Genomic DNA, 10,721 nt, shown 5'->3' with positions numbered 1-10,721 from the left:
TGATCATGTTCTTCACGTAATCCGCATGACCGGGACAATCTACATGCGCGTAGTGCCGAGCCTCCGTCTGGTACTCCACATGCGCCGTCGCGATCGTGATACCGCGCTCCCGCTCCTCCGGAGCCTTATCGATTTCATCATAGGCTGTAAACTCCGCCCCCCCAGACTCGGCCAGCACCTTCGTGATCGCAGCCGTCAGCGTTGTCTTACCGTGGTCAACATGACCGATCGTGCCAACATTTACGTGCGGCTTCGTACGTTCAAATTTTTCCTTCGCCATCGCTCTTATGACTCCGTTCCTTGACGCCAACGCCCCTGCGACCGGTTTGGAGCGGGTGATGGGAATCGAACCCACGTAACCAGCTTGGAAGGCTGGGGCTCTACCATTGAGCTACACCCGCAGCAAACGCCACGCCCGCAGGCCACAGCCGACTTTGCCAAATGGTGGAGGGGGGAGGATTCGAACCTCCGTAGACGTACGTCGGCAGATTTACAGTCTGCTGCCTTTAACCACTCGGCCACCCCTCCGCGCCGAATCGGTTGTCAGGGCCGTCGGGCAAATGAGCGGACTATCGACATTAGCCTGGGCTTGTCAACCGGATTAGGGCTGATGCCGTTGTCGCGGCCCGATGCGAAAGGTAGGTTCTCCCATGGTAGCACGCAAACGCCGCAGATGGCTCCGCCGCCAAGCCCCCGAAACCGGTGCTACGGGCGCGCCATATTGGCTCTATGGACGCCACGCCGTTGGCGCCGCCGTGGACAACCCGGAACGCCGTATCGTCACTCTGTTGAGTACAGCGGGCATAGCGCCCGACGGGGCCGACATCGTCACTGCCGAGGTACTGTCCGCTCAGTTGCCGAAAGATGCCGTGCATCAAGGTGTCGCGGCGCTGGTGCAGCCACTGCCTGAAGCCGAACTCGCGCCCATCCTGGGTACCGACGCGCCTTTGGTGGTACTCGACAGGGTTAGCGATCCGCGCAATGTTGGCGCGGTGATGCGCTCGGCCGCAGCCTTCGGCGCCGCAGCGATAATCCTACCGAGCCGCCACGCGCCATCGGAATCGGGTGCCATGGCCAAGGCTGCATCGGGTGCGCTGGAGCGCTTGCCGCTGATACGGGTGACGAACCTGTCACGCAGCCTGGCCCAGGTCGCGGAAGCGGGATTTTGGCTTCTTGGGCTGGATGCCGCCGCGACGCGCAGCCTGGCCGAAGCTGCGCCGGTACGCCGTTCGGCCCTGGTTCTCGGTGCCGAAGGCGCGGGCTTACGCCGCCTGACCGCCGAGGCCTGCGACGAGCTGGTGCGCCTGCCGATCGGCGACGCCGTGGAAAGTCTCAATGTCTCGGCCGCGGCCAGCGCTGCGCTTTACGAGATCGTCCGCTTGTCGCCGTAAGCGCCTCGGGGTATCGTCCGCATCGCCATGCCGGCGTAGCTCAACTGGTAGAGCAATCGCCTTGTAAGCGATAGGTTGCGGGTTCAAGTCCTGCCGCCGGCACCATGGAGCCTCAGCATGCCAAATTTACCTTTGTTGCCGACCATGGGGGTCGGAAGCTATGCGTCGCCCGGCTGGATGATCTCGGCCCAGCACCAGATTCGTAATGGTGCCTTTGGCGCCGGCGATATCGCCGAGCTTTATGACGATGGCATCCGCATCGCCGTCGCGGATCAGATAGAGGCGGGCCTCGACGTCATCAGTGATGGTGAGCTGCGGCGCCAGCGTTTTGTCTTTTCCATGTTCGATGGCCTTGACGGCCTGGTGCGTATGGCACCGCAGCGTCGACTCGGCATCCCAGGCTACGACATGGCACCAGCGTTTATCGCGGAAGCGCCACCAACAGCGCCGAAAGGACTCGGCATCGCCCAAGACTTTGCGGTTCTCAAAGCACTAGCCCCCGATCGCCCCCTCAAGGTCGCCCTTCCCGGACCGCTGACCTTTGCCAGCGCCATCGATGCCGCCGCTGTCGGCAGCAAAGCCGTGCTCGATGCAACCACGCGCATCGTACGCAACGAGGTAGAGGCCCTGGCAGCAGCGGGTGCTGATTTCATCCAGCTCGACGAGCCGTCCCTTCCCCATCCACCCTACGACCTCGGGCCCGAAGAGAGCGCCGCCACAGTCAATGCGGTGCTCTCGGACATTAGTGGACGTCGGGCCGTACATATTTGCTTTGGCAACAATGCCGGACGGCCCCGTGCGGACCGGCGTTTCGGGCGCATGATGACGGCCATGGCCTCGCTGGCCTGCGAGCAGCTGGTACTGGAGTTCGCCAATCGAGAAATGGCCGAAATAGAACTGCTGGCGCTCTTGGTGGAGCGGTTCGAGATCGCCGCCGGTGTTGTCGACGTGAAGAACTGGCGCCTGGAAACCGCCAACGACGTTGCCGAGCGCATCCGCCTCTGCCTGGATCACGTGCCGGCAGAGAGATTGTGGCTGACAGCAGATTGCGGCTTTTCCGCCCTGCCCCGCTATCTGGCGCACGAAAAGATGCGGGCGCTCGTTGCCGGCGCTCGCATCGTCAGAAACAGTCTTTGAGACCTACCCAATTTCCAGCCGCAGAGCATGACCAAGAACGTGCCCCGTGTGAGCGATCAGGTGTGTGGATGACCCGACGATCAGCAGATCCGGCGGCAAGCTATTCGACCTCGACCGGTGGCGGCATGGTGATCAGATCTTCGAGCCGCTTGCTCAGCTGGCTGATCTTGAAATCCGGCAGCACGAAGACCCAGGAATCGGTCACTGCTGCCACCTCCGCCACCGTTGCCTCGACATCGAATGGCAAAGCTGCCTCCAGCGGATCGTCCTCCAAATCCATCTCTTCCTCCGGCATTGCCGCCGCCGCATCGTAGCTTGTCTCAATCCTCACCCAGGTCTCTTCGCCCGCCTTGTGCTGGGTGAAGATCACGGTCTGGCCGTCAAAGGTATCGAAGCGTGTCACGATAGGACCGTCGTCCGGCTCCGGCATCTCCGACAGACCGACAACCTCGTTGAAGCGCATCACCGTTACCGAGCGGATCATGTTCTCGATGGTCTTCGGCGAGCTGAAACTAGCACCCTCGGGCATCTCCACCAGAACGAACTCCGCATCCTTCGGCGTTTCCTTTGAGAGGTTGATAACCTGCCCGTCTGGGTGCTCTATCCTCACACCGCGCACGCGCTCCAAAGGTAGGCGAAGCAGCAACGTTTCGACCCAATCGTTCACCTCGTTGCCGGGATCGAGTGCGCTCTTCACGAGCCAAGTCTGGTCGTCATCCGAGCGCCGCACATAGCGCTGGTTATTCGTGCCACGCGCCGCGTTGCCGACCATCAGCTCGGCCAGCACGCCGTCATCATCGTTAAGCAAGGTAACCTTGGTAGCCACACCTTCCTCGGCATCAGGCGCGGCAAGCCCGAGCTTGGCATGGCGCTCCGGATTCGCGGTCTTGGCCTCGAGCGCGGTCAGTTCCGTCAGGTGCAGCAGCATCTCGCGCACCAGCTCACCGCGCGCCGGGAAATCCGCTTTGTCGGCGACAAACCAGTCCTGCCCGTCGCGAGTGAGACGAAACGTTCCGTCGGCCGTGGTTAAGGCCACCGCGGCAACATCGTTGATACGGCTACCGAGCTCAGGAAAGATCGTCTTCTCTACCAGAACACGCTCGACCGCCGACTCCCGTGTGGAGACGGCGAAAACGGTACCGATCACGACGATCGCAGTAAGGCCAGCCAGAATTAAGAGACTACGGTTCTGCATGATGTATCCATCAGTTTAACCCATAGCATGCGCACGGCGGCGGCGCTGCCGGCGCACCCACGATACGATTATCGCGACGCCGCCGATCAACAAGGGCACCAGTGCAATATTGAGGAATGCCAGCCGCGAGCCTAGTCCTTCGATATCCTTGCGCAGCGCGAGTTGAACGTCGCGCAACTCCTTGCGCGTAGCAACCAGCTCCCGGCGGAAGTCGGCGATGGCCTGGGTCTGCTCCTCACTCAGGATCACATTGCCACCAACGTTCTCGCCACTTTGCATGTTCGCAAGCTTGGCCTCGGTCTCGGCGATGCGAGCTTCAAGCACTTGCTCTGTCTCACGGAACTGGTCCTCGGCCTGACGCTGCAGATCTTGGACCACCTCAAAGGGCCGCGACGTGGCGCCACGGCTACGAAGGGCAATCAGCTCGCTCGAGCCTGCGAAGACGTCGATCGCATTGACCACGAAGGCGCCATTGTCAGCCGCCGGCACAGCATAGGCCTGCCCGGAAAACTGCTGCACGCGCACCCAGCTGCGATCGTGAAGGATATCGGAGTCGGCCACGACGACGACATTGATATCGCCCTGCGACTCGCCGATATGTTCGCGCCCGGTATCGACGCCTTCCGTCGGTCTGCCATCAGGGAATGCACTGCTAACCGGACCCGAGATGCGTGCGGCCAAAGTGTACTGCTCACCGCTGGCAACGAAGTTGGCAAGCAGAGATGCGGGATTGGGCACGAACTGGATCTGCACTCGCTCGAACAGCATCGCCTCCTGCGACGAAGTCACGAGCGGCACAAACTCGGTTGCCGCGCCCTCGATCTGGCTGAAGGCGCCTGAGCTCGCGAGATTTAACAGCGTCAAGCGGTTGGTGACCATCTCGTCGCGATTGACGAAGCGATCGTCGAGGGCGAGCCAGGCGATGTAGTCTATAGCCTCGGGCCGATCGGGCGGACCGGTACGCACGCGCCGCGCCAACTCGCGGTCGCCGACCACCATGCCCGGCGCCAGCTCGACACCCCAGGCCTTGAACAATTCCGGTAGGTTGGAGTTGTGCATGGGAATGGGATTGGACGGATCCGGCGCCCCTGCCGCCACTTCCGAATGCGGGTCAACGAAGATCATCGCCTTACCACCGCCGAGCACGTACTGGTCGATGGCATAGCGCGTCGTCTCTGGCAGATCTTGCGGATGGACGACCAACAGCACGTCGACCCCCTCAGGCACCGCGATGACTTCGGTCCCGAGATCATTGAGCTTGAACAGCTGGCTGATTTGTTGGGCCACAGCCCAGGGCTGTGTGAAGCTGCCAGTTTGAGGATCCACGCTACCATTCACGGGCAGCTTGCTGATCAGACCAACTACCTTCTGCTTCGGGTTAGCGAGATTGTAGAAGGCGCGCGTCAGGTCGTATTCGAGGAACGGCTCGCGCTGATCCTGGAAAAAGGGGATGATCTCCGCGTCATCGGTAGTGTTTGTCGCCGCCATGCCGAAATACAGGCGATCGCCGGAGGTATTCAACGGTACACCCTGCAGGCCGAAGGCCACAGCCTCGTCTTCCGTATCGGAAAACGGCTCCGGGTCGATCACCTGCAAGGTGATGGCACCATTCGAGACCGCAGCATAGGTCTCCAGAAGCTCCTGTACCCGCCGCGCATATTGGCTAATGGTCGGTACCGCGCTCGCCAGGCCATCGCTGAAGAAGAAGCGCACCGTGATCGGCTCATCGACAGCACCGATCACTGAGCGTGTTCCGTCGGACAGCGTATAGAGCCCCTCAGCGGTAAGATCCAGCCGAGCACCGCGCAGGACCGTCTGGCTAAGCACGTTAAGCGTCACAAACAGAACTGCCGCAACGACCACGGCTCCCCAAGCGCTAAGTCGGCGCGCCGAAGTCATGAGCTGATACCTTTCTCAGTCCGCGCAACCATGCCCTCACACCCCCTTCGTGTTATTGACGACAATTACATTGACGAACAGCCAGACAGCGATCAGGGAAACGAAATAAGTGATGTGACGAAGATCGATCACGCCGCGCATCATGTCGTTGAAATTGCCCAGAAAACTGAACGAGGCAATGGTCTCGACGAGCGCCTGCGGCGCCCAGCCAGCGAAGAAGTCCAACACGAAGGGCAGGCCGCTGACGGTGAACAGGAAACAGACCACAACGGAAACCACGAAAGCGATGACCTGGTTCTTAGTCATGGCCGAGATGCAGGATGAGATGGCCAGGAAGCCGCCCGCCATGAGCAGGCTGGCAAAATAACCAGCAACAATCAGGCCGTTATCCGGCTGGCCGAGATAATTCACCGTGATCCATATCGGGAAGGTGAGTGCCAACGCGATTGCCGCGAAGGCCCAGGCCGCCAAAAACTTACCGAGCACGGCTTGGGTCACCGAGATCGGTAGGGTCATGAGCAGTTCCAGCGTGCCGGTACGCCTCTCCTCGGCCCAAAGCCGCATGCCCAATGCCGGCACCAGAAACAGGTACAACCAGGGATGCCAGCTAAAGAAGGGCTGCAAATCCGCCTGGCCTCGATCGTAAAAATTACCCATGTAAAAGGTGAACATGCCGTTTAGCAGTAGGAAGATGACGATGAAGACGTAAGCGACGGGGGTCGCGAAATAGCCCCCAAGCTCGCGCCGAAAAATGCTCATAACCGTGCTCATCTGGCCGGCTCCCGCCTATTTGGCACCGGCGGACGCGCCGGTAGTGATGTTGCGGAACACCTCTTCGAGACGACCGCTCTCGACCCACATCTGATCGACCTCCCAGCCAACACTGCTGACGTGGGCGCTGACCTCGGCGATGATGGCGGCCGAGGCTTTCGGAAACAGCGTGCACCGCGTCACGCCCGTCTCGTTGTCGCTGAAGGCCACTTCCGCGACGCCGGAGATCGACGCCAAGCTGCTCTGCGCCTCTAGCGCCCCGATGCCGCGCAGAGTCAAAGTTACCGCATTGTGATAGCGCGACCGCGCCGCCAGCTCGATGGGTGTGCCGTCGGCGACCAGCTTGCCGCGGCTGATGATGACAGCGCGCGAGCAGACCGCGTCCACTTCCTCTAGGATATGGGTCGAGATGATGATGGCCTTGTCCTGTGCCATATCGGCTATCAGGCTGCGCACTTCGTGTTTTTGGTTGGGATCAAGACCGTCGGTGGGTTCATCGAGGATCAGCACTTCCGGATCGTGCAGCAAAGCCTGCGCCAAGCCGACGCGGCGTTTATAACCTTTTGACAGCGTATCCATAGGCTGGTCGAAAACGCTTTCGATACCGAGACGCGATACTGCCCAGTCCGTCCGCTCGCGCGCTCGAGATGCGCTCATGCCACGCACCGAGGCGACAAAGGCGAGTAGCGCCCGCGGCGTCATATCGCCATAGAGCGGCGCACCCTCGGGCAAATAGCCGATGGCAGTCTTAGCTGCGATGTCCTCGCTGGTCACGTCGTGCCCACAAACGGAGATTCGACCACCGTCATGGTTCAAAAAGCCAGTGATCATGCGCATGGTGGTGGTCTTGCCGGCTCCATTTGGGCCAAGGAAACCCAGCACGTCACCCCGGTCGACAGCAAAACTCACATCGTCAACGGCGAGCAAATCGCCGAAGCGCTTGCTGAGACCCTCGATTTCGATCAGAGCCGCCATGGTCTCCTCCTCAGGCATGCCACAAATTAACCCGCACCGCCGCTGTCGTGATCCGTGCAGGCCCAACACGAGGTGATAGGTAGAAAAACATCCCTAAGGATTCAAGAGGATTGCCTATAGATTTCACAAAGCGCACGAATTTGATACATGTCGTAGGATTGAGATTGCTACAATTGGCGGCCCCGCAAAGCTGGCAAATAGATAAAATTTAGTCAAAGTCCAATCCTTATTCCATTTTCGGTGACAACAGTGTTGTGGATGGTTGCCGACAAGGCTCACCCTGACATCAACACTTTGTAGGCTGCACTGGACCAGATTTGGTGATCGTGGTCTTGTTGGTGCCACTCAGAGGCAAAAGGATAGCAAACTCGACCGCACTGGCGTCGCGGCGCTAGCTGCAAAACCTATTTTCCCAAGTGGCACACTCAACGCCTCGTCCATTGCTCCAACCAGATCGACATTTTTACCACAGCCCCCTCAACCTGCACTGTCGTCCTTGCCGAGCTCGACAAGCCATCGGTGTGCCAGAGCTTACTAGAGACGATTCGATAGTAACTCATATATTCACATCTTATATTTTATAAAACTCATAATAGATTCGTATAATAAGTACATTACTTAATTCATAATTTTTATGACCATACGTTTCATTCTGTCGAGAAAGACCTCGTGGCACCTCAGGTTCCATCAGACAGATTACGGGAATATTGATGCCTGACCTCTAACCGATTAATATCACAACATAATCTTAACAAAGCTTTCAAGCAGTGCAAGCTGCATCCATAGGTGATATCACTTCGTATACTATTGTAAAACCGCAACGATAGTGCAGATACGTCGTACTTACCGAAATTAACCACCGATCAGAACCGCCATGACTGGAGAGCGTGGCAGTGAAACAACCGTTCCCGTGGCAATCGCCACGCCGTATGGCACCGGCTCGGTTGGCCGATGCAACGCGCCGACCCAGTCCACCCTGGCCAGCCGGGAGCCCAGCGGCAGGTGTCGGAACAGCAATAAAATTAGAGACAGAATGCCGCCAGCAACTGCAACCGCCATTACATATGGCGCAAATGCCGACCAACCAGTCCAAACGGCGCCCGCGGCGAAAAGCTTTATGTCGCCGCCGCCAAACACCCCGAGCGCGAAGGCTGCGATTCCGACCGTCAGGCAAGACAGCCCTATACCCAACGACACGGCAATCTGCTGAACATCGAGACCCGCCGCCCACGCCGCCACGAAGAACGCGGCCACCGCCAACAACGGAACCCAGTTGGGAATCGTAAAGCGGCCGAGATCGCTCACTGCGCCATAAATCATGGCCATGACCAGGACAACGGCCGATATGCCAAGCGCAAGGCTAGAAAAGACGCTCATGGCTCATGCGGCCGATTCGGAAGCCATGACGCGACTATCACTATTTCGGCAGCACTAAAACGCAACGCACTGGCCACATAGATGCCACCATGCGCAGATGCGAATGTCCCGCACAACGACGCACCACGAGTGATTGCCGATGCTGTTGTGTTCACCACCATAGCGGCACCGACACTTCGGCCAAGCGATCCAGTTATAGGGGACAGACTATCTCGCCCCCACCATGATGTGGTTGATCACCAGTTTGACATTGTCGGTCCCACCTGCAATGGCCAAGGCGCGCTGCCGCTCACCCTGGTTCGCGGCACGGCCGATCACGTAGACAACTCCCTCAGCCACGCGTACGCGATAATGCGCCGCACGAATGGATTGCTCGAGGGCATAATTGTCGGCGATAGACTTCTCGATCACCACGTCATTGAGGAAGGTTCCAACACCACTCTCGCTACCGACGTAGATCTCGTCGATGACCTCTTTGACGGTCTCCACGCGCGTCGCCACAGCAACAGCCACTTGCCGGTCGTCAGGCTCAGTGACGCGCCCCAGCAGCAGCGCTCGCCCCTCGAACACGACCGTCCTAATATCCTTGAACAGCCCCGCGCCATATTCGATCAGGCGCTTGTTCAGCTCTAATGTGATCATGTTATCGTCAGCCAATGTCGTCGCGTCGCTGTCTGCGACGACCACGCGCTCGCCGCTACCCGCACCCCCGATCGGCAAAGTGCTTGGCGCGCAGGCGGCAACCAACATTATGGCCGACAATAGCCATCCGAAAGCCGATGCCCCAGTCCTGTGATGGACGTTCCCGCGCAATCCAACCTCCCTGCGACCACCCAGTCGCCACACCATTAACAAACTATTGCACTCCCCGCATTTCCAACCTCTTCTCCCCTCGACCAAAACGGTCACACTACATAGAGTGCGTAAATCCGAATGTTATTAGGAAGTCATGGTGCTACACGGAACCAGCGGACGACATCGAATCTACCTTATGCGCCATGGCGAAGTACGCTATTTCGACGACGGCGGCCAGCCGCTGGAGCCGGATGGCGTTTTGCTGACCGCCGATGGCAGGGCCCAGGCTGAGGCGGCCGCGCAAGTGTTGGCGAGTGTCGATATCGATAAAGTGGTCTGTTCCGGCCTGGCGCGCACGCGCCAAACCGCAGAGTTGGTCATGGGTCTGCGAGCCGACGGCATCGAAGAGCGCCCCGCCCTCGCCGAGATGCGTCTCGGCAAGCTCTCCAATATTCCCCGCGACCGTATCGAGGCGGAACTGATCTACGGGCTGGAATCAGCCCATCTACCCGGCGCCCGCATGGCCGGCGGCGAGGTCTTTACCGAGTTCGAGGCGCGGGTAGTCGGTGGCTTTCTGGAGCTACTCAAGGAGCCAGTCTGGACCACCATGCTGGTGGTCGCGCACGATGGCGTGAACCGCGCCCTACTCGGCTGGGCCTGCGGCGCGGGGCTTGCCACCCTCGGCAGCTTCGAGCAGGACATGGGCTGCATAAACATCATCGACGTTGACCTAGCCGACGGCGAGATCGTGCGGCGCCTGATCAAGGCGGTAAATCTCACACCCTATAACCTCTCCAAGTTGGGCCTCAACTGCACCAGCATGGAAACCGTCTGCGCTGCGCTCATTACGCGACCATAGTAGCGCTCCCAGCTAGGCCGTGGAAGATGTCGCCCTCGCGCCAAATGGTAACTTCGACCGCTTCGAGTGCCAGCGTCAATTCAGCGACGTATAACGTCTGCACACCACCAAAAATATCGAACTTGAGCTGGGCTGCCACTGGTAGATACAAGGGCACGTGCAACTTAATGGCACCGAGAGCTTAGACCCCCAGAGTCGGCGCCAGGCCGTTCAAGAACTGAGCTGGATGGAAGACCGCATTGAGCACCGCATGGGCGTTGCCGCATGCAATTCGCTATAAACACCGACCGAACGGTCCATGGGTTCGCGCCGTAATGGGGCG

The 10,721-nt window shown here is 59.5% G+C and carries 11 protein-coding genes and 3 tRNA genes; 4 read left to right on the top strand and 10 right to left on the bottom strand.

Annotation, left to right across the window (positions count from 1 at the left end; genetic code table 11):
• From QF629_10695 to QF629_10685, 3 genes are all read right to left on the bottom strand, one after another.
• A partial coding sequence (locus QF629_10695; GenBank protein MDP6013995.1) for a GTP-binding protein occupies nt 1-280 on the bottom strand: 280 nt, incomplete at its 3' end.
• A gap of 47 nt (nt 281-327) precedes the next feature.
• Nucleotides 328-401, bottom strand: a tRNA-Gly gene (locus tag QF629_10690).
• 41 nt (nt 402-442) lie between these two features.
• A tRNA-Tyr gene (locus QF629_10685) sits at nt 443-528 on the bottom strand.
• Nucleotides 529-650: 122 nt separating this feature from the next.
• On the opposite strand from QF629_10685, the gene QF629_10680 reads away from it, so the two are divergent.
• The 3 genes from QF629_10680 (at nt 651) to QF629_10670 (ending at nt 2,528) form a co-directional block, all read left to right on the top strand.
• A complete protein-coding gene (locus tag QF629_10680) occupies nt 651-1,391 on the top strand; it encodes an RNA methyltransferase (protein MDP6013994.1) in 741 nt (246 codons plus the stop codon).
• A gap of 29 nt (nt 1,392-1,420) precedes the next feature.
• A tRNA-Thr gene (locus QF629_10675) sits at nt 1,421-1,496 on the top strand.
• Between the two features lie 12 nt (nt 1,497-1,508).
• Nucleotides 1,509-2,528 (top strand): cobalamin-independent methionine synthase II family protein, encoded by a 1,020-nt coding sequence (locus QF629_10670; protein MDP6013993.1) that lies wholly within the window; start codon nt 1,509-1,511, stop codon nt 2,526-2,528.
• Nucleotides 2,529-2,628: 100 nt separating this feature from the next.
• Here QF629_10670 and QF629_10665 read toward each other — a convergent pair whose 3' ends face one another.
• The 6 genes from QF629_10665 to QF629_10640 all read right to left on the bottom strand — a co-directional run bounded on the left by QF629_10665 (nt 2,629) and on the right by QF629_10640 (nt 9,495).
• Nucleotides 2,629-3,723, bottom strand: a complete 1,095-nt coding sequence (locus tag QF629_10665) for a DUF4340 domain-containing protein (protein ID MDP6013992.1) — start codon at nt 3,721-3,723, stop codon at nt 2,629-2,631.
• A 15-nt stretch (nt 3,724-3,738) separates the two neighbouring features.
• A complete protein-coding gene (locus QF629_10660) occupies nt 3,739-5,622 on the bottom strand; it encodes a Gldg family protein (GenBank protein ID MDP6013991.1) in 1,884 nt (627 codons plus the stop codon).
• A gap of 36 nt (nt 5,623-5,658) precedes the next feature.
• Nucleotides 5,659-6,393, bottom strand: a complete 735-nt coding sequence (locus tag QF629_10655; protein ID MDP6013990.1) for an ABC transporter permease subunit — start codon at nt 6,391-6,393, stop codon at nt 5,659-5,661.
• A gap of 15 nt (nt 6,394-6,408) precedes the next feature.
• Nucleotides 6,409-7,359, bottom strand: a complete 951-nt coding sequence (locus QF629_10650) for an ABC transporter ATP-binding protein (protein MDP6013989.1) — start codon at nt 7,357-7,359, stop codon at nt 6,409-6,411.
• An 861-nt stretch (nt 7,360-8,220) separates the two neighbouring features.
• Nucleotides 8,221-8,745: a prepilin peptidase gene (locus tag QF629_10645; protein MDP6013988.1), complete on the bottom strand. Its 525-nt coding sequence runs from the start codon at nt 8,743-8,745 to the stop codon at nt 8,221-8,223.
• A gap of 207 nt (nt 8,746-8,952) precedes the next feature.
• The gene (locus QF629_10640) at nt 8,953-9,495 is read right to left on the bottom strand and encodes a BON domain-containing protein (protein ID MDP6013987.1); all 543 of its coding nucleotides are present in this window, start codon (nt 9,493-9,495) and stop codon (nt 8,953-8,955) included.
• Nucleotides 9,496-9,694: 199 nt separating this feature from the next.
• Here QF629_10640 and QF629_10635 point away from each other — a divergent pair, with 199 nt between their 5' ends.
• Entirely contained in the window at nt 9,695-10,399 is a 705-nt protein-coding gene (locus tag QF629_10635) for a histidine phosphatase family protein (GenBank protein MDP6013986.1), read from the top strand.
• On the opposite strand, the gene QF629_10630 is transcribed toward QF629_10635, so the two are convergent.
• Complete coding sequence (locus QF629_10630; protein MDP6013985.1) at nt 10,386-10,562, bottom strand: hypothetical protein; 177 nt, start codon at nt 10,560-10,562, stop codon at nt 10,386-10,388. The two genes, QF629_10635 and QF629_10630, sit on opposite strands and share 14 nt — an antisense overlap.
• Nucleotides 10,563-10,721 lie beyond the last annotated feature (159 nt).

The sequence above is a fragment of the Alphaproteobacteria bacterium genome, from assembly GCA_030739735.1.
Lineage (GTDB): Bacteria > Pseudomonadota > Alphaproteobacteria > UBA7887 > UBA7887 > UBA7887.
This window is presented reverse-complemented; position numbering and strand designations above follow the sequence as displayed.